At 70.9% G+C, this 19,827-nt stretch carries 15 protein-coding genes and 1 pseudogene; 14 read left to right on the forward strand and 2 right to left on the reverse strand.

The window, feature by feature from the left end; all coding sequences use genetic code 11:
* Positions 1-59: 59 nt before the first annotated feature.
* The 10 genes from AC3IPY_RS03455 to AC3IPY_RS03500 all read left to right on the forward strand — a co-directional run bounded on the left by AC3IPY_RS03455 (position 60) and on the right by AC3IPY_RS03500 (position 13,636).
* Entirely contained in the window at positions 60-1,433 is a 1,374-nt protein-coding gene (locus tag AC3IPY_RS03455; RefSeq protein ID WP_489186701.1) for a cystathionine beta-synthase, read from the forward strand.
* A gap of 136 nt (positions 1,434-1,569) precedes the next feature.
* Entirely contained in the window at positions 1,570-2,772 is a 1,203-nt protein-coding gene (locus AC3IPY_RS03460; RefSeq protein ID WP_489186702.1) for a cystathionine gamma-synthase, read from the forward strand.
* Positions 2,773-3,064: 292 nt separating this feature from the next.
* Entirely contained in the window at positions 3,065-4,480 is a 1,416-nt protein-coding gene (locus tag AC3IPY_RS03465; RefSeq protein ID WP_489186703.1) for an APC family permease, read from the forward strand.
* Positions 4,477-5,418 carry a cyclase family protein gene (locus AC3IPY_RS03470; protein WP_489186705.1) on the forward strand — a complete coding sequence of 314 codons (942 nt, stop codon included), beginning with the start codon at positions 4,477-4,479 and terminating at the stop codon, positions 5,416-5,418. The genes AC3IPY_RS03465 and AC3IPY_RS03470 overlap by 4 nt, the downstream gene beginning before the upstream one ends.
* 120 nt (positions 5,419-5,538) lie before the next feature.
* Positions 5,539-6,369 (forward strand): aldo/keto reductase, encoded by an 831-nt coding sequence (locus AC3IPY_RS03475; protein ID WP_489186707.1) that lies wholly within the window; start codon positions 5,539-5,541, stop codon positions 6,367-6,369.
* 99 nt (positions 6,370-6,468) lie between these two features.
* On the forward strand, positions 6,469-8,013 hold the full coding sequence (locus AC3IPY_RS03480) for an MFS transporter (protein ID WP_489186709.1): 1,545 nt from the start codon (positions 6,469-6,471) through the stop codon (positions 8,011-8,013).
* Between the two features lie 340 nt (positions 8,014-8,353).
* Positions 8,354-9,361, forward strand: a complete 1,008-nt coding sequence (locus AC3IPY_RS03485; protein ID WP_489186711.1) for a LacI family DNA-binding transcriptional regulator — start codon at positions 8,354-8,356, stop codon at positions 9,359-9,361.
* Between the two features lie 193 nt (positions 9,362-9,554).
* Positions 9,555-11,075 (forward strand): multiple monosaccharide ABC transporter ATP-binding protein, encoded by a 1,521-nt coding sequence (mmsA, locus tag AC3IPY_RS03490; RefSeq protein WP_489186712.1) that lies wholly within the window; start codon positions 9,555-9,557, stop codon positions 11,073-11,075.
* Complete coding sequence (gene mmsB / locus AC3IPY_RS03495; RefSeq protein ID WP_489186713.1) at positions 11,072-12,424, forward strand: multiple monosaccharide ABC transporter permease; 1,353 nt, start codon at positions 11,072-11,074, stop codon at positions 12,422-12,424. The genes mmsA and mmsB overlap by 4 nt, the downstream gene beginning before the upstream one ends.
* 93 nt (positions 12,425-12,517) lie before the next feature.
* Positions 12,518-13,636, forward strand: coding sequence for a substrate-binding domain-containing protein (locus AC3IPY_RS03500; protein WP_489186714.1), 1,119 nt, complete (start codon positions 12,518-12,520; stop codon positions 13,634-13,636).
* Positions 13,637-13,721: 85 nt separating this feature from the next.
* Here AC3IPY_RS03500 and AC3IPY_RS03505 read toward each other — a convergent pair whose 3' ends face one another.
* Positions 13,722-14,102, reverse strand: coding sequence for a glyoxalase superfamily protein (locus AC3IPY_RS03505; RefSeq protein ID WP_489186715.1), 381 nt, complete (start codon positions 14,100-14,102; stop codon positions 13,722-13,724).
* Between the two features lie 124 nt (positions 14,103-14,226).
* Here AC3IPY_RS03505 and AC3IPY_RS03510 point away from each other — a divergent pair, with 124 nt between their 5' ends.
* From AC3IPY_RS03510 to AC3IPY_RS03525, 4 genes and pseudogenes are all read left to right on the forward strand, one after another.
* On the forward strand, positions 14,227-14,802 hold the full coding sequence (locus AC3IPY_RS03510) for an HhH-GPD-type base excision DNA repair protein (RefSeq protein ID WP_489186716.1): 576 nt from the start codon (positions 14,227-14,229) through the stop codon (positions 14,800-14,802).
* A gap of 139 nt (positions 14,803-14,941) precedes the next feature.
* Positions 14,942-16,285, forward strand: a complete 1,344-nt coding sequence (locus AC3IPY_RS03515) for a sensor histidine kinase (protein ID WP_489186718.1) — start codon at positions 14,942-14,944, stop codon at positions 16,283-16,285.
* Complete coding sequence (locus AC3IPY_RS03520) at positions 16,282-16,893, forward strand: LuxR C-terminal-related transcriptional regulator (RefSeq protein ID WP_489186720.1); 612 nt, start codon at positions 16,282-16,284, stop codon at positions 16,891-16,893. Before AC3IPY_RS03515 ends, AC3IPY_RS03520 begins: the two co-directional genes overlap by 4 nt.
* 295 nt (positions 16,894-17,188) lie before the next feature.
* Positions 17,189-18,076, forward strand: a pseudogene (locus tag AC3IPY_RS03525) (acyltransferase family protein); the annotation flags it as partial.
* 284 nt (positions 18,077-18,360) lie between these two features.
* On the opposite strand, the gene AC3IPY_RS03530 reads toward AC3IPY_RS03525, so the two are convergent.
* Entirely contained in the window at positions 18,361-19,812 is a 1,452-nt protein-coding gene (locus AC3IPY_RS03530; RefSeq protein WP_489186721.1) for an MFS transporter, read from the reverse strand.
* Positions 19,813-19,827: the final 15 nt, after the last annotated feature.

Genomic DNA, 19,827 nt, shown 5'->3' on the forward strand with positions numbered 1-19,827 from the left:
CACCCGCCGAAGCGGGTCTCGCGGGCGCCGCACGCTGACAACCAGGGGAGCACCCTCGCATGAAGTACGCAGAATCCATCGTCGACCTCGTCGGCGACACCCCGCTCGTGAAGCTCAACCGCGTCGTCGAAGGCGTGACGGATGCCACGGTGCTGGTCAAGCTCGAATACCTGAACCCGGGCGGCTCGTCGAAGGACCGCATCGCCCGCAACATCATCGAGGCGGCCGAGCGCGACGGGCGGCTGCAGCCCGGCGGCACGATCGTGGAGCCCACGAGCGGCAACACCGGGGTCGGCCTCGCGCTCTTCGCCCAGCAGAAGGGGTACAAGTGCATCTTCGTCTGCCCCGACAAGGTCAGCGAAGACAAGCGCAACGTGCTGAAGGCCTACGGCGCCGAGGTCGTCGTGACGCCCACCTCCGTCGCACCCGACAGCCCCGATTCGTACTACTCGGTCTCCGACCGCATCGTGCGCGAGACGCCGGGGGCGTTCAAGCCCGACCAGTACTCCAACCCGAACGGCCCGCGTTCGCACTACGAGACCACGGGCCCAGAGATCTGGCGCGACACCGACGGTGCGATCACGCATTTCGTCGCGGGCATCGGCACCGGTGGCACGATCACGGGCACGGGCCGGTTCCTGCGCGAGGCATCCGACGGCCGCGTCCGCATCATCGGCGCCGACCCCGAGGGGTCCGTGTACTCGGGCGGCACGGGCCGGCCGTACTTCGTCGAGGGCGTGGGCGAGGACTTCTGGCCGACGGCCTACGACCCGGCCGTGCCGCACGAGATCATCGAGGTCAGCGACGCCGAGTCGTTCGCGATGACGCGCCGGCTCGCGCGCGAGGAGGGCGTCCTCGTCGGCGGGTCGAGCGGCATGGCCGTCGTCGCGGCGCTGAAGGCGGCATCCGCTCCGGGCGTGACGGCCGACGACGTGTTCGTGGTGCTGCTGCCCGACAGCGGCCGCGGGTACCTCGGCAAGATCTTCAACGACAAGTGGATGCGCGCCTACGGCTTCTCGAACGCACCAGCCGGCCACACGATCGCCGACGTGCTCGCCTCGAAGGCCGACCGCACGGCCCCGCTCGTGTACGTGCACCCGAGCCAGAGCGTGCGCGAGACGATCGACGTCATGGCGTCGACCGGCGTCTCTCAGGTGCTCGTGCTCTCGGCCGAGCCGCCCGTCGTGCTCGGCGAGGTCGTCGGCGCCGTGCACGAAGAGGTGCTGCTCGACCTCGTGTTCACCGGCAAGGCGAAGCTCACCGACGAGGTGGGCGGCGTCGTGGGCGACGGCCTGCCCCTCATCGGCGTGAACGAGCCGGTCTCGACGGCGCGATCGGCGTTCGCCGAGGCATCCGCCATGCTCGTCACCGACGGCGGCAAGGCGCTCGGCGTGATCACCCGCACCGACCTGCTCACGTACCTCTCCGCATGAGCCGCGCGTTTCACTTTTCAGGAACGCCCGACTCTCGGTTCCTTCAGAATTCAGGAACGTCCCGCGATGCGCGATGCTCCTGGCGACCGAATCAACCCCACAGGCTTACTTCCCCGAGCGAACGGATGACTGAACGATGAGCGTTCCTGAAAACAGTGCACGCGGAACGACGAGCGTTCCTGAAAACGGTGCGGGGTTCGACACCCGCGCGATCCACGCCGGCCAGGCGTTCGACCCGACCACGGGCGCGGTGATCCCGCCCGTGTATCTCACCTCGACGTACGTTCAAGACGGCATCGGCGGCCTCCGCGAGGGCTACGAGTACTCGCGCGGCGGCAACCCGACGCGCACGGCGCTCGAGACCCAGCTCGCGGCGCTCGAGGGCGGCATCCGCGGGCTCTCGTTCGCCTCGGGGCTCGCCGCCGAAGACGCGCTGCTGCGCACGGTGCTGACCCCGGGCGATCACGTCGTCGTCGGCAACGACGTCTACGGCGGCACGCATCGGCTGATCCGCAGGGTGCACGGCGCGTGGGGGGTGCGGCACTCGACGGTCGACCTCGGCGACCTCGACGCGGTGCGCGCCGCGATCGAGCCGGGGGTCACGAAGGTGCTCTGGGTCGAGACGCCGTCGAACCCCCTCATGAAGATCACGGATGTCGCGGCGCTGGCCGCCCTCGGCCGCGAGGCCGGTGCGCTCGTGGTCGTCGACAACACCTTCGCCTCGCCCGCGCTGCAGCAGCCGATCGCGCTCGGCGCCGACGTCGTCGTGCACTCGACGACGAAGTACCTCGGCGGGCACTCCGACATCATCGGCGGTGCGCTCGTGTTCGCCGCGGGGCAGGAGGAGCTCGCCGAGCAGGTCACGTTCACGCAGTTCGCCGCGGGCGCCGTCTCCGGCCCGTTCGACGCGTTCCTGACGACGCGCGGCATCAAGACGCTCGGCATCCGCATGCAGCGGCACAGCAGCAACGCGCTCGCGATCGCGCAGCGACTCGAGGGCCACGCGGGCGTCGCGCGGGTCTTCTACCCGGGGCTCGAATCCCACCCGGGGCACGAGCTCGCGGCGCGCCAGATGTCGGGTTTCGGAGGCATGATCTCGATCGCGCTCACCGGCGGCGGCGAGGCCGCGCGTCGGTTCGCCGAGTCGACGACGCTGTTCCAGCTCGCCGAGTCGCTCGGCGGGGTCGAGTCGCTCGTGAACCACCCGTGGTCGATGACGCATGCGTCGGTGCGCGGCACCGAGGCCGAGGTGCCCGAGTCGATCGTGCGCCTCTCGGTCGGCATCGAGGACCCCGCCGACCTGCTCGCCGACATCGACGAGGCGCTCGCCCGGCTCTGAGCGAGAGGCGGCACGGTCTCCGGTGGCGGATTCAGGATGCCTCGGCGACACGCCGTCATCCTGGTGCGGATCGCTCGGCGTGGCGTCGGTGCATCCTGAATCGGCGACGCGGGGCGGGGGCTGCGGGGCGGATGACGCGGGCGGGTGCCGTCGCCGGGTTCACGCCGAGCTGTGACATCCGCTCGGCTCGAGGCATCCGCTCGGCTCGAGGCATCCGTCGTTGGCAGGAAATGAACGAACGACGTCAGCCCTGCCATCGCGAGCGGGCGAGCGGATGCCGCAGACTGAACCGGTGACCACGACGACGGATGCCCCGCCCACGACCTCGACCGCCCACCGCGGCCGTCTCGGGCTCGTGCAGGGCACGGCCCTCTACATCGCGAGCGTGCTCGGCACCGGCATCCTCGTGCTGCCCGGACTGGCCGCCGCGGCAGCCGGGCCCGCCTCGATCGTGGCGGTGGCCGTCGTGCTCGTGCTCTCGATCCCGCTCGCCGGAACCTTCGCGGCGCTCGCCTCGCGCTACCCCGACGCCGGCGGCGTCGCGAGCTTCGTGCGGCGCGCGCTCGGCGACACCGCGGCTCGCATGGCCGGATACTGGTTCTTCTTCGGCGTCTGCGTGGGCGCCCCGGTGCTCGCGATCCTCGGCGGCGAGTACGTCGTGGCCGTGCTCGACGTCGACCGCTCGGCCGTGCCGATCATCGGCTTCGCGGTCTTCGTGCCGCCCTTCATCGTCAACTGGTTCGGCGTGCGCGTCGCCGGCTGGGTGCAGTTCGTGCTCACGGGGCTCCTCGTCGCGGTCGTGGTCGGCGTGGTCGCGGTGACCGTGCCGGCGGTCGACACCTCCAACTTCGAGCCGTTCCTGCCGAACGGCTGGGCGGGCGTCGGGGTCGCGATCAGCCTCTTCGTGTGGGCGTTCGCCGGCTGGGAGGTCGGCACGCACATCGCGGGGGAGTTCGCGAACCCGCGCAGGGTCATCCCGCTGGCCACCGGCATCGCCGTCGTCGTGGTCGGCGCGAGCTACCTCGCGCTGCAGTTCGTCACGGTCGCGGTGCTCGGCGATCGCGCGGGCGACAGCCAGGTGCCGCTCCTCGACCTCGTCGAGGCGACCGCGCCGGGCATCGGGCCCGTGCTCGTCGCGATCGTCGCGGCGATCGTCACGCTCGGCGTCATGAACGCCTACCTGCCGGCCTTCGGCAAGCTCGGCGCCGCCCTCGGCCGCGACGGCGACCTGCCGAGGTTCTTCGCGAAGGGCGCCGCCGACGGCGAGGTGCCGCGCCGGGCGCTCGCCCTCACCGGGGTGCTGATCCTCGGTTACTTCGGCCTCATGCTGCTCAACGACCTGGACCTCACGGGGTTCATCCTCGTGCACACGAGCAACATGGTGGCCATCTACGCCGCGGGCATGCTCGCCGCCACGCTGCTGCTGAAGCGCTGGTCGTTCGGCTGGTGGCTCGCGGTCGTGGCGACGATCATGACGGCCGGACTCCTCGTGCTCGCCTGGGCGAACCTGGTGGTGCCGCTCGTGCTCGCCGCCGCAGCCGTGCTCGTGACGATCATCCGCCGCGTGCGCGCGCGCCGTCGCACCGATGCCGCCGTGCTCTCGGCGATCGACCCCGACCCCGACCCCGACCTCGACCCCGACCTCGACCCCGACCCCGACCCCGGCATCGCCACCGCCACCGCCACCGACCCGAAGGACCCCGCGTGACCGAGTACCGTGCCGCATTCGACGCCGACATCGCGTTCGTGAACGGGGGAGGGCTGCGCGCAGAGGCGTTCCGGCTCGACCTGCCGTCGGCCGACCTCTCCGAGGCCGAGATCGGCGCGCTGCTCGTGCGCCACCTGGGCCTCGCGATGGTCGGGCGCGTGGAGCTCACGAACCTCGCGATCGTCGAGGAGGCGCACAAGGGGTCGCGCGGCGTCGCCGACGCGGGCCCGGCCGGCCACGAGGCATCCGCCGCTCGCGTGCACCGCACGATCGTCGACCTCAGCCACCCGATCCGTGCGGGGCTCGTGACCTACCCCGGCATCCCGGTGCCCGAGATCACGCCGCATCTCACGCGCGAGGCGTCGCGCGGCGTCTACGCACCGGGCACCGAGTTCGAGATCGACGTCATCCGCATGGCGGGCAACACGGGCACCTACCTCGACAGCCCGTTCCACCGCTACGCCGGCGGCGGCGACCTCGCGAGCCTGCGCCTCGAGACCCTCGTCGGCCTGCCCGCCGAGGTCTTCCGGTTGACGGATGCCTCGGAGCGCGGCATCCCCGCAGCGGTGTTCCTCGATCGCGAGCTCGCCGGCACCGCGGTGCTGCTGCACACCGGATGGGACCGGCACTTCGGCACGCCCGAGTACGCGCACGGATCCCCGTTCCTCACCGAGGACGGCGCCCGGCACCTCGTCGAGGCAGGCGTCGCGCTCGTGGGCATCGACTCGCTCAACATCGACGACACCGAGTCGGGCGGCGAGCGCCCGGCGCACAGCCTGCTGCTCGAAGCGGGCATCCACGTCGTCGAGCATCTCACCGCGCTCGACCGGGTGCCCGCGCGCGGCGCGACCTTCACGGCCGTGCCGCCGCGCGTCGAGGGGTTCGGCACGTTCCCCGTGCGCGCGTTCGCCGAGGTGCCCGCCGAGGCGCGGGCCTGACCTCGCTCGCGGCATCCGCTCGCTCGAGGCATCCGCTCGCTCGCGGCATCCGCTCATCGAAGGCTCGCCGTTCGGCGCGTGACTGTGGCTTCGAGCGCCACGGTGCGTGAGGATGGGGGGATGACGACCCCGAGATACGCCCTGCACGACGGCAACACCATTCCCGCGATCGGGCTCGGCACCTACGGGCTGAACGAGCAGGGTGGCATCGAGGCGATCTCGACGGCCATCGGCGACGGCTACCGCCTCATCGACACGGCCTACAACTACGGCAACGAAGACGTGGTCGGCGAGGCGATCCGCCGCTCGGGCGTCGACCGCAGCGACCTCGTCGTCGCGACCAAGCTCCCCGGCCGCCACCACGGATTCGACGAGACCCTCGCGAGCTTCGAGGAGTCGCGCGCCAAGCTCGACCTCGACTGGGTCGACCTCTACCTCATCCACTGGCCCAACCCCCGCATCGACAAGTACGTCGAGAGCTGGAAGGCGATGATCCGGCTGCGCGAGAAGGGGCTCGTGCGCTCGATCGGCGTGTCGAACTTCACCGAACCCATGCTCGACCGACTCGAGCGCGAGACCGGCGTCGTGCCCGTCGTGAACCAGGTCGAGATGCACCCCTACTTCCCGCAGGGCGAGCTGCGGGCCTATCACGCCGAGCACGGCATCCGCACCGAGAGCTGGAGCCCGCTCGGGCGCAAGAGCGACCTGCTGAACGAACCCGTGCTCACCGAGATCGCCGCGGCCAGAGGGCTCACCGTGCCGAAGGTCGTGCTGCGCTGGCACGTGCAGCAGGGCTCGGTTCCCATTCCCAAGTCCTCGGATGCCGCGCGCCGGCGTGCGAACCTCGACGTGTTCTCGTTCGAGCTGAACGAGTCCGAGCTCGCCGCGATCGCCGGTCTCGAGCGCGGACGCATCTGGGGCGCCGACCCCGACACGCACGAAGAGCTCTGAGCTCGGCGCGCCCGCTCGGCGCCGCACTCATCGCCGCCCTGCGTCCGCGGTGTCGGCGGCAGCACGTAGGCTCGATCGAGTGATGCGAGGCGGCGGGCGATGAACGACGAGATCGAGACGGGCGACCACTCCGTCGCCCCGGCGGCCGAGGCATACGTCTCCGCCGAGGCATCCGCCCATGAGACCTCCGCTCGCGGGGCGTCGGCGCACGAGGGCGGTGCGGCCGAGGCATCCGCTCACAAGGGCGCGGGCGGCGGCGACACCGCGACCGCGACCGATCCGCTCGACCGGCTGCCCGCGGCGAACGGACCGCTCTCCAAGCCGTACACCTGGCTGTCGATCGGCATGTTCGCGACGATCTTCCTCGCGGCGTTCGAGGCCATGGCCGTGACCACGATCATGCCGCTCGTCGTGCGCGACCTCGACGGCGTGGCGCTCTTCGCGCTCGCCTTCGCCGTGCCGCTCGCGGCCGGCATCATCGGCATGGTGCTCGCCGGCAACTGGACCGACCGATCAGGGCCGCTGCCCTCGCTCATCACGGCCGCGGTGCTGTTCGTGATCGGCCTCGTCATCGCGGGCACCGCGACCGACATGACCGTCTTCATCATCGGGCGGTTCGTGCACGGACTCAGCGGCGCCGCCGTCATCGTGCCGCTCTACGTGATCGTCGCCCGCGCCTACCCCGAGGCGCTGCGCGCGCGGGTGTTCGCCGGGTTCGCGGCCGCGTGGGTCATCCCGTCGATCATCGGACCGGCGCTCGCCGGCCTCGTCGCCGAGACCTTCAGCTGGCACTGGGTGTTCCTCGGCGTCATCGTGATCGTCGTGCCGGCCGCCGCCATGATGGTGCCGCCGATCCTCCGCGTGCGCGACCTCGTGCAGGGCGACGTCTCGGTGCCATGGAGCCTCGGGCGCGTCGGGTGGTCGGTGCTCGTGGCCGCGGCGGCGCTCGCGGTGTCGCTGTCGAAGGAGCTCGACGACCCCTGGCGCTGGATCGCGGCCGGGCTCGGCATCGTCGTCGCCGCGCTCGCCGCCCGCCCCCTGCTGCCGCCGGGCACGCTGCATGCCGTGCGCGGCATGCCGGCCACGGTCGCGGTCAAGTTCGTCGTCGCCGGGGCGTTCTTCGGCAGCGAGGTCTACCTGCCGTACCTGTTCATCGATCGCTACGACATGTCGCCCAGCCTCGCCGGGGTCGTGCTCACGGGAGCCGGCCTGACCTGGGCCGCGGCATCCTGGCTGCAGGGCCGGCTCACCGATCGCATGAGCGACACCCGCGCCGTCGAGATCGGCACGCTCACGCTCGTCGTCGCGCTCGCGGTCGTGCTCGTCGTCGCCCTGTTCACCCTGTCGCCCGTCATCGCGTTCGTCGCCTGGGCGCTCGCCGGGGCCTCGATGGGCTTCATGTACCCGCGGTTCTCGGTCTCGGTGCTGGCCCAGTCCCGCCGCGACGAACAGGGGTTCAACAGCGCCGCGCTCACCATCTCCGAGTCGCTCGGCGCGTCGATCGCCCTCGCGGTCACGGCGCTCGTGTCCTCGGCGGCCGGCGCCGGCGCGTTCTCGGCCGACTTCGCCGTGACGCTCGGCATCGCCGTCGTCGCCCTGCTCATCGCGAGCCGCGTGCGGCCGCCGGCGAAGCCCGCGATCTGAGGCGCCCGCCGCATCGCACCGCCGTCGACACGGCGACCGTTCCGTCGGCGCGTCGATGCGCCCGGCCGAGCGCACGATGGCGAGCGACGGCGACGGTGAGGGCGAACATCGCGACGCTGAACGTCTCGACGGCGGACATCGCGACGCTGAACGTCGCCGACTGATCCGCATGTGACTGTCACAGGGGCTGCGCGAGCCGCTCGGGGCCGGCCCAGGCCGCCCTCGTCTCCTCGAGATCGCCACGGCGCGCTTCGGCATGCATAATGGAGGTCGCCAATGTGAACGTGCACATCGGCGGATTCGAACGGTAGCGGTGATGGCGGACTCTGAGCCTGGGCGGATGCCGAGCATCCGCGACGTGGCGCGCCTCGCGGAGGTCTCGCACCAGACGGTGTCCCGCGTGCTGAACCACCATCCGAGCCTCAGGCCCGAGACCAAGCAGCGCGTGCTCGACGCCATGGAGCAGCTGCAGTACCGCCCGAACCGCGCGGCGCGGGCGCTGGTCACGAGTCGTTCCCGCACGATCGGCGTGCTGCTGGCCACCTCGGGGGAGTACGGGCCGTCCTCTTCGGTCGCCGCGATCGAGAACGTGGCACGGGAGCAGGGGTACTGGGTCAACACCGCGAACCTTCGCGACAAGACGCCCGACGCCATCGCCGAAGCCGTCACGCACCTCATGGAGCAGGCGGTCGAGGGACTCATCGTGATCGCCCCGCAGGTCCGCGTGTTCGACGTGCTCGCCGAGATGGCCATCGGCGTCCCGCATGTGACCCTGCAGAGCGCCTCCGGCGCCGAACGCACCGGTCTCGCGGCCGATCAGGTGCGCGGGGCGAGGCTGGCGACCGAGCATCTCATCGAGCTCGGCCACCACGAGATCGTGCATCTCGCGGGCCCGCAGGACTGGATCGAGGCGGAGAGCCGCATGCGCGGCTTCCTCGATGCGATCTCCGACGCCGACCTGGCGACGCATCCGCCGATCCTGGGCGACTGGACGGCCGACTTCGGGTACTTCGCCGGGCGCGAACTGGCGCGGAGGCGCGACTTCACGGCGGTCTTCGCGGCGAACGACCTGATGGCGATCGGGCTCATGCACGGGTTCCGGGACGCCGGCCTCGACGTGCCGCGCGCGGTGAGCGTCGTCGGATTCGACGACATCCCGGTCGCGCCGCACGTCTGGCCGCCGCTGACGACGGTGCACCAGGACTTCGACGAGCTCGGCTCCCGGGCGGTGGCGTCGCTGCTCAGGAAGATGGCCGGCGAGAGCGTCGAGCCGGGTTCGGTCATCGAACCTCTGCTCGTCACGCGGGACTCCACCGCGGCGCCGACCCCGATGAGAGTGGTGTTCTGATGCCGGCACGTCGGCAGGCCACTCCGTTGCCGAGACGTGACCTGCGCAACTTGACACACGCCGAGTCGCGATGCACGATTGTCTCCGATGTGAACGGTCACACGGCCGTCGCATCATCTGGACCCACCAAGCAATTGACGACAGCGAGGTCACTGTGAACGACGAGCGGCGTGATCAGCCACCCATCCTCGAGATGCGGTCGATCACCAAGGAGTTCCCCGGGGTCAAGGCGCTCTCCGACGTGTCGATCACCGTTCGCACGGCCGAGATCCACGCGATCTGCGGCGAGAACGGCGCGGGCAAGTCCACGCTCATGAAGGTGCTCTCGGGCGTCTACCCGGCCGGCACGTTCACCGGCGAGATCTGGTTCCGCGGCGAGAAGGTCGAGTTCAAGGACATCCGCTCCTCGGAGCGCGCCGGCATCGCGATCATCCACCAGGAGCTCGCGCTGATCCCCGAACTCTCGATCACCGAGAACATCTTCCTCGGCAACGAGATCAACCACGGCGGGCGCATCGACTGGCGCGCGGCCAAGATGCGGGCCACCGAGCTGCTGGCGCGCGTCGGGCTCGACGAAGACCCCGACACCCAGATCAAGCACCTCGGCGTCGGCAAGCAGCAGCTCGTCGAGATCGCCAAGGCGCTCGCGAAGGACGTGAAGCTGCTCATCCTCGACGAGCCGACGGCGGCCCTGAACGAAGACGACTCCCAGCACCTGCTCGACCTGATCCGCGGGCTCAAGGGCCGCGGCATCACCTCGATCATGATCTCCCACAAGCTCAACGAGATCGAAGAGGTCGCCGACGAGATCACGATCATCCGCGACGGGCACACGATCGAGACGCTCGACGTCAAGGCGGGCGGGGTCGACGAGGATCGCATCATCCGCGGCATGGTCGGCCGTTCGCTCGAGAGCCGGTTCCCCGACCGCACGCCGCACATCGGCGAGGTCTTCTTCGAGGTGAAGGACTGGACGATCCAGCACCCGCAGGTGTCCGAGCGCCTCGTGGTCAAGGGGTCGAGCTTCACCGTGCGCCGCGGCGAGATCGTCGGCATCGCGGGGCTCATGGGCGCGGGGCGCACCGAGCTCGCCATGAGCATCTTCGGGCGCTCCTACGGCAACTACATCTCCGGCACCATCGTGAAGGACGGCAAGGAGATCGTGATGAAGGACGTCGAGTCCGCGATCGACCACGGCCTCGCCTACGTCAGTGAGGACCGCAAGCAGCTCGGACTGAACCTGCTCGACTCGATCAAGCGCTCGATCGTCGCCGCGAAGCTGACCAAGATCGCCAAGCGCGGGGTCATCGACGATTCCCAGGAGTTCGGCATCGCCGAGGACTACCGCAAGCAGCTGCGCATCAAGACGCCCAGCGTCGATGTGGGCGTCTCCAAGCTCTCGGGCGGCAACCAGCAGAAGGTCGTGCTGGCGAAGTGGATGTTCACCGACCCCGACCTGCTCATCCTCGACGAGCCGACGCGCGGCATCGACGTCGGTGCGAAGTACGAGATCTACACGATCATCCAGGCGCTCGCGGCACAGGGCAAGGGCGTCATCCTCATCTCGAGCGAGCTGCCCGAGCTGCTCGGCATCGCAGATCGCATCTACACGGTGTTCGAAGGCCAGATCACCGACAACATCCCGGCATCCGAAGCGAACCCGGAGGCGCTCATGCGCAGCATGACCTCCGCCAAGAAGAAGGCGAACGCATGAGCACGACCGCGACCGACCCCGCCGCCCCCAAGAAGGGCGGGTTCTCCGACATCCGAAAGATCTTCGGCGGCGGCCAGTCCAGCCTCCGTCAGTTCGGCATCCTCGGCAGCCTCATCGTCATCATCGTGATCTTCCAGATCTGGACGAGCGGGCTGACGCTGTCGTCGACGAACCTCATCAACGTCGTCAACCAGTACTCGTACATCCTGATCCTCGCGATCGGCATGGTGATGGTCATCATCATGGGCCACATCGACCTCTCGGTCGGCTCGGTCGCCGCCTTCACCGGCATCATCGTCGCGAAGTCGATGGCCGAGTGGAACCTGCCCTGGCCGGCGGCGATCGTGCTCGGCATCCTCGTGGGTGCGGCGATCGGCGCGTGGCAGGGATTCTGGGTGGCCTACGTCGGGGTGCCGGCCTTCATCGTGACGCTCGCCGGCATGCTCATCTTCCGCGGCGGCAACCAGTTCATCGGCCAGTCGACGACCGTGCCGGTGCCGCAGGAGTTCGGCATCATCGGTGCGGGGTACCTGCCCGAGCTCGCCATCCCGCTGAACTTCAACGTGCTCACGATGGTGCTCGGCGTGCTCGGAGCCGGCTGGATCGTCTGGAACGAGATCCACCTGCGCAACGTGCAGAAGAAGATGGGCTCCGAGACGGCTCCGGCCTGGGTGAGCATCGTCAAGGTCATCGTGCTCGCCGGCATCATCCTCTGGGCTGCATGGCTCTTCGCGACCGGTCGCCCCGGCACCAGCTTCCCGATCTCGGGCATCATCCTCGTCGCGCTCGTGATCCTCTACTCGTTCATCACGCGCAACACGATCTTCGGCCGCCACATCTACGCCGTCGGCGGCAACCGCCTCGCGGCCACGCTGTCGGGCGTGAAGGACCGCCGCATCGACTTCTTCGTCATGATGAACATGTCGGTGCTGGCAGCGCTGGCCGGCATGATCTTCGTCGCCCGTTCGACGGCCTCCGGCCCGCAGGACGGCAACGGCTGGGAGCTCGACGCGATCGCCTCGGTCTTCATCGGCGGCGCGGCCGTCTCGGGCGGCATCGGCACGGTCATCGGCTCCATCGTCGGTGGCCTGGTGATGGCGTTCCTGAACAACGGCCTGCAGCTCATCGGCGCCGGCGCCGACGTCGTGCAGATCATCAAGGGCCTCGTGCTCCTCCTGGCCGTCGGCGTCGACGTCTGGAGCAAGCGTCAGGGTGGCCCGTCGATCATCGGCCTCTGGGGCAGCAGGCGCAAGGCGCGCCTCGAGACCCAGGCGCCCGAGGAGACGCCGGCCGTCGCGCCCACCGCGCAGTCCAACGTCTCATCGCAGCCCGAAGACGCCCAGCGCTGACCCACCGGTGCGGCGGCGAAGCATCCGGCCGCGGCATCCCGCAACCGTTCCATCCAAGAGTTCCGTAATCCCAACTAAGAAAGTGAATGATCAATGAAGAAAATCACTCTTGCGGCCACCGCACTCGCTGCGGCCGCAGCACTCGCGCTGACGGGCTGCGCCGGCGGCGACCGCGGTGGCGACACCGGCGGCTCCACCGAGGCGGCCGGCTTCGCAGCCGACTCGACCATCGGCGTCGCGCTGCCCGACAAGACGTCGGAGAACTGGGTGCTCGCGGGCGGCCTGTTCGAAGACGGCCTGAAGGCGGCCGGCTTCAAGGGCGACGTGCAGTACGCACCCGCCTCGAACACCGTCGCCGAGCAGCAGAACCAGATCTCGGCCATGGTCACCAACGGCGCCAAGGTCATCGTCATCGGCGCGAAGGACGGCAAGCAGCTCGGCACGCAGCTGCAGCAGGCCGCCGACGCCGGCGTCAAGATCATCGCGTACGACCGCCTGATCGAGAACACGCCGAACGTCGACTACTACGTCGCGTTCGACAACTTCAAGGTCGGCCAGCTCCAGGGCGAGGCGCTGCTCGAGGGCCTCGAGGCTCGCTCGGGCCACGCGGCACCGTGGAACATCGAGCTCTTCTCGGGTTCGCCGGATGACGCCAACGCCGCCGTGTTCTTCAACGGTGCGATGGACGTGCTCCAGCCGAAGATCGACGACGGCACGCTCGTCGTCTCCTCCGGCCAGACCGAGGTCGCGCAGACCGCGACGCAGGGCTGGGAAGCCGAGAACGCCCAGAGCCGCATGGACTCGATCCTGACCTCGACCTACTCGAGCGCTGAGATCGACGGCGTGCTCTCGCCGAACGACACGCTCGCCCGCGCGATCATCACCTCGATCAAGCAGGCCGGCAAGGACATCAGCAAGATCACCGTCACCGGTCAGGACTCCGAGGTCGAGTCGGTCAAGTCGATCATGGCCGGCGAGCAGTACTCGACCATCAACAAGGACACGACCCTCCTCGTGGAGCAGACGATCAAGATGATCGGCCAGCTCCAGAAGGGCGAGGACGTCGACGTCAACGACACCGAGCAGTACGACAACGGCGTGAAGGTCGTTCCGGCCTACCTGCTGGCTCCGGTCATCGTCACCAAGGAGAACGCGGCCGAGGCGTACGCCAACAACCCGAACCTCCTCGACATCGTGAACTCGTCGAAGTAGTCGCACCACCGCACGGCAGAACGGCCCCCGCTCCGATCGGAGCGGGGGTCGTTCCGCGTTCGCGCCGCAAGCGGGCGCGCGCGGGTCAGGCCGCCGAGTAGTCGGGCAGCTCCTGCAGGGTCCAGCGGTTGCCGTCGGGATCCCTCAGCGAGATGAACCGGCCCCAGGCCTGCTCGTCGACGCCCTCGGCCTCGACGCCCTTGGCCCGGAGGTCGGCGAGCACGGCATCCGCATCGGGGATGACGACCTGGATCACGTCGAGCGTGCCGGGCTCGAGGGTGCCGCCGAGCCCCTCGCCGATCGCGATCGAGCACGCCGAGCCGGGCGGCGTCAGCTGCACGAACCGCAGGTCCTCGCTGACGCGGTGGTCGTGGTCGGCGTTGAAGCCGAGCTTGTCGACGTAGAAGGCCTTCGCGCGGTCGACGTCGGTGACGGGCACGAAGATGAGTTCGATCTTCCAGTCCATGGTTCGCTCCTCGGTGGGGATTCGGCACGATCCGTTCAATCGAATCGCCATGCGTCGAGTCTGGCAACGCATGCGGACGGTTTCCGTCCGGATGCGGCATCCGCCGTGGTGGGAGGATGGGGGCATGGCACTGCACGTCACCGGAGACCCCGCCGCCGACGAACTGCTGAGCGACGACGCGTTCGCGCTGCTCACGGGCATGCTGCTCGACCAGCAGGTCACGATGGAGTCGGCCTTCGCCGGGCCCGTGAAGATCCGCGACCGCGTCGGGTCGATCGATCCGGTCGTCATCGCCGACGTCGCACCCGACGCGTTCGTCGAGGCGTTCAAGCAGACGCCCGCCGTGCACCGCTTCCCGGGCTCGATGGCCGAGCGAGTGCAGACGCTCGCCACCGCCGTGCGCGACGAGTGGGGTGGCGACGCGACGCAGATCTGGACCCGCGGCGAGCCCACGGGCGCCGAGGTGCTGAAGCGGCTGAAGGCGCTGCCGGGGTTCGGCGACCAGAAGGCGCGCATCTTCCTCGCCCTGCTCGGCAAGCAGTGCGGGCTCGAGGCTCCCGGGTGGCGCGAGGCCGCCGGCGCGTACGGCGAGGCCGACGCGTACCGGTCGGTCGCCGACATCGTCGACCCCGAGTCGCTCGCCAAGGTGCGGGCCACGAAGCAGGCCGCCAAGGCCGCCGCGAAGGCCGCGAAGGGCTGAGCACCGACGGGGCCGCGGGGCCGCGGGGTTGCCGGTGTTGCACGGCGGCCGATCCCCGCGCGCCCCATACCCCGGCGGGAGGGCGGAACCCCACCGCAGAGGGATGTGCCGACGGATGCCGCGTGCCAGAGTGAGCGGCATGGTCACCTCCGCACGCCCGGGCCCGCCCGTCCCACCCCCGCCTCCGTCGCCCGCGATGGCGCCGTCGGCGAACTCCGCCGCGGCCGCGGCCCGGCGCTCGGTCGCGGCATCCGCCCTGGGTGCTCCCGAGATGGCGGTCTGGACCCTGACCGCGTTCGTCGCGGTCGTGCTGTACGCGGTGTCGGTGCCGATCGATGCGGCGGTCTACCACGTGCACGTCGCGATCGCCTTCGGCGTCGCCCTGCTGCAGGCGGGCAGCCTGCTCGTCGCGATGTGGAGCGGCTGGGTCGCGGTCACGGCCTTCCTCGTGGGGCAGCTGCTCGTGGGCGTGTTCGGGTCCGCCGACCCGGGGCTGCCGTGGCCGATGACCGTGCCGCAGCTGATCCTGCTCTGCGCGCTGCTCGTCGTGCTGACGCTGCGGGGGCGCATCCGGTGGGCGATGATCCTCTGGGCCGGCGCGATCGTGGTGCCGCTCGCCGTCGCGTTCCTTCCCGATCACGGCGCCACGCCCGACGGCGTCATCGCGAACCTCGTGACGAGCGCCGCGGTCAGCGCCCTCGTGCTCGGGGCGGCCGTCGCCGTGCTGTCGGGGCGCGCGCGCATGGACGCGGAGCTCGACGAGCAGCGCGCCACGACCGCCGCCGAGTACGAGCGCCGCCTCGTCGCCGAGGAGCGCACCCGCATCGCCCGCGAGATGCACGACGTCGTCGCGCACAGCATGTCGATCATCCAGGTGCAGGCGGCGAGCGCGCCGTACCGGCTCACGGGCCTCGACGAGGCGACGACGGCCGAGTTCGCCGAGATCGCGGCATCCGCCCGCTCGGCGATGGCCGAGATGCGCGAGCTGCTGACGGTGCTGCGCGACCCCGCGGGCGAGGCCGAGACCGCGCCGCAGCCGGGGCTCGCCGAGCTGCCAGAGCTCGTCGCGAGCGTCGAACGGGCGGGCGTGCCGATCACGCTCGACATCGCGGCGGGCGCGGTCGACGGCGGACTGGCCGCCCGCGCGGCCTATCGCATCGTGCAGGAGTCGCTGAGCAACGTGCTGCGGCACGCCCCCGGCGCGACGACGGTCGTGACCGTGCGCGCGGCGGTCGGCGAGCGGGCCGGGCTCGACGTGACGATCAGGAACGAGGCGGCACCGGATGCCACGACGGGGCCTTCCGGCGACGCGTCGATCGGGCTCGACCCGGGGTCCGCGCCGCGCGGCGGGCACGGGCTCGTCGGCATCCGCGAGCGCGCCCGCCTGCTGGGTGGCAGCATCGAGAGCGGCGGGTCTCCCAGTGGAGGTTTCGAGGTGCACGCCGTGCTCCCGCTCGCCGTGTCGTCGGAGGAGGCGCGATGACGATCACGGTGCTCATCGCCGACGACCAGGCGATGGTGCGGGCGGGCTTCGCGGCCGTGCGGCTCGCGCATGAACTGCGACCCGACGTGGTCGTCATGGACGTGCGCATGCCCGTCATGAACGGCATCGAGGCGACGCGCGCCCTGCAGACGCCGCCGCGCTCGAGCGACTACGTGCCGCGCGTGCTCATGCTGACGACGTTCGACATCGACGACTACGTGTACGCGGCGCTGCGTGCGGGCGCGAGCGGTTTCCTGCTGAAGGACGCCCTGCCCGCCGACGTCGTGCAGGCCGTGCGCGTCATCGCCGCGGGCGATGCGCTGCTCGCGCCGAGCGTCACGCGCCGGCTCATCGAGCAGGTCGCCCGCGAGACGCCCGCGCCGCGCGTCGACGAGCACCTGCTTTCGCCGCTGACCGCGCGCGAGCGCGAGGTGCTCGAGCTCATCGCCCGCGGACGCTCCAACCAGGAGATCGCCGGTGACCTCTTCATCGCCGAGCAGACGGTGAAGACGCATGTCGGCAAGATCCTCTCCAAGCTCGCCCTGCGCGACCGCGTGCACGCCGTGGTGCTCGCCTACGACATCGGCCTGGTGCAGCCCGGCCGCTGATCGGGCGTTCCGCCCTGTCACCCCGTACCTGGGTAGGGGGCCGGAACCGCTCCGCCGGGTGATGCCTCCCGACCCACCGCGTTCCTAACCTGCCCGCACGGGCGGAGACGCCGCCCCGGGGAGGAGCGTCACCGTGACGCTGAACGCAGAACGCACCGCGACGACCCGGCGGCCGACATCGCGGCCGACCGGTGACGCGCAGAACGCCTCGCGCCCGGCCGCCACCCGCCGCGACGCCTCGATCGACGCCGCGCGGGCCGGATGCCTCGTGGTCGTCTTCCTGCTGCACGCGATGATGGTCGGGGTCAGCGCGGGCGCCGACGGGCCCGTGCTCGAGAACGCGCTCGAGGGATGGGCGTGGTTCGCGCCCGCGACCTGGGTCGTGCAGATCATGCCGCTCTTCTTCGTGATCGGCGGCTTCGCCGGGTGGACGAGCTGGCGCCGCATGCAGCAGCGCGGCCAGGGCGCCGCCGACTTCGCGCGCGGGCGGCTCGCCCGACTCGTGCGCCCGGCGATCGCGCTCGTCGCGGTCGTGGCGACGGCCCTCGCCGCGCTCGCACTCGCCGGGCTGCCCGCCGAGCTCGTGGCGACGGCCGGGTACCGCATCGGGCAGCCGCTGTGGTTCCTCGCGGTGTACATCGCCTGCTCGTCGCTCGTTCCCGTGATGTCGGGGCTGCATGCGCGGCATCCGCTCGTGACCGTGGCCGCGTTGCTGGGGGTCGTCGTCGCGATCGACGTGGCGCGGCTCGTCACCGGCGTCGACGCCATCGGCTTCGCCAACCTGCTCGCGGTGTGGCTGCTCGTGCAGCAGGGCGGGTTCTTCCTGGCCGACGGCAGCGTCGAGCGGATGCCTCGTGCCGCACGTCTCGGCGTCGCGCTCGCCGCACTCGGGGTGCTCCTGCTGCTCACCATCGCCGGGCCGTACTCGCCCGACCTGCTCATGAACCTCAACCCGCCGACCGTCTGCCTCGTCGTGCTCGGCATCGCGCAGCTCGCCCTGTTCTCGCTCGTTCGGCCCGCGCTGCGGCGATGGGCCGAGCGTCCGCGCCCCGCGCGCGTGATCGCCGGATTCGGGAGGTGGGGCATGACGCTCTACCTCTGGCACATGCCCGCGTTCGTGGCGCTCGCCGGGGTGCTGCTCGTACTGCACGACGCCGTGGGGCTGTCGCTGCCCGTGCCGCTCGCCCACGAGTGGTGGGGGAGCCGTGCGGCGTGGCTCGCCGTCGCGGCCCTCGGCACCGCCGCGCTCGTGCGGGCGTTCGCGCGGTTCGAGCACGGCGCCGCCCGCGCGTCGGTGCAGGTCGGCGTCGCGGTGCCGGTCGGCGTCGCCGTGCCGGCCGGGGTGATCGGCGTCGGCCTGGTGCTCGTGCTCGGCTTCGGCGTCGTCACCTCGCTCGTCGCGCTCGGGCTGCTCGGCGTGGCGCTGCGCGGCTCCTCGTCCGCCACGACCGACGACCCGGCCCGCGGTCACACGACCGGGCTGCGTCGCCTCGCCACGACGCCGGCGACGGCCACCGCGATGCCGAGCACCGAGAGCCCGATCGGCACCGTGAGGGCCATCCGCGTCGCCTCGACCGGGTCGCTCGCCACGTCGCTCGCGAAGGTCAGCGCGGCGCTCGTCGCGGCGAGCCCGATCGCCGCACCGAACTGGAAGGCCGTGTAGAGCAGGCCGCCGCTCAGGCCCTGGTCGTCGTCGTCGACCCCGTCGGTGGCGGCGACCGTCAGCGGGCCGTAGGCGAACGTGAAGGCGAGGCCCAGTGCGAGGAAGCTCGGGAACATGGCCGCATACGTCCAGTCCGGGCCGACCGGCAGGAACAGCAGGAACGACGCGGCCGCGAGCACGAGACCGCCGAGGATCACCGGCCACAGCCCGAAACGCGCGACGAGCCGCGGGGTGAGCGTGGGCGCGAGGATCGCGTCGATGCCGAGCACCAGCATCGCGAGCGAGGTCTGCAGGCTCGTCCATCCGAGCTGCTCCTGCAGGAACAGCACCACGAGGAACTGGAAGCCGAGGAACCCCGCGGCGAGCGACGCGGCGCCCGCATAGGCGCGGAGCAGCGGCATCCGGCGCAGGAATGCGAGCGGGACGAGCGGATGCCTCGCGCGGCGCTCGATCGCGACGAACGCGGCGAAGAGTGCCGCGCTGCCGACGAAGAGCGTCGCCGTGACGAGCGGGTCGGCGTGCGAGGACTGCTCGACGGCCAGGATGAGCAGGAGGAACGCCGCCGTCACGGTGACCGCGCCCGCGACATCAGCTCGCCCGCGCAGGCTGCCGACCGCGCCCACGGCGGGGCGGGGCACGAGCGGGATCGCGAGCGCCAGCAGCACGGCCGACACGAGCACCGGGGCGAAGAACACCCATCGCCAGCCGAGCATCGTCAGCAGTCCGCCGGCCACCAGCCCGAGCGAGAAGCCCGCGGCGCCGATGCCGGCGTAGATGAGGAGTGCGCGCGTGCGAAGCTGGCCCTCCTCGAAGCTCGTCGTGATGATCGACAGGCCGGCGGGCATCATGAACGCGGCGGCGACGCCGGTGGCCGCGCGAGCAGTGAGGAGCATCCACGGCTCGGTCGCGAGGCCGCCGAGCCCCGAGAAGACGATGAAGACGGCGAGCGAGACGAGGAACACGCGACGACGTCCGAGCAGGTCGGCCGTGCGGCCGCCGAGCAGCATGAACCCGCCGTAGCCGAGGATGTACGCGCTCACGACCCACTGCAGCTCGCCGGTGGCGAGGCCGAGGTCGGCGCGGATCGCCGGCAGGGCGACGCCGAACATGCCGACGTCGACGCCCTCGAGGAAGGCCGCGCCGCAGAGCACGACGAGCAGGCCGAGTGCGCGGCCGCGCAGACGTGCGTCGGTGCGTGGCGGGGGCGGGGTCGCCGATGGTGCTGCGGCGGGCGTCGTGCCGGTGTCGGTCGTCATGCGTCGTTCCTCGTC

The organism is Agromyces sp. GL_144 (assembly GCF_057834305.1).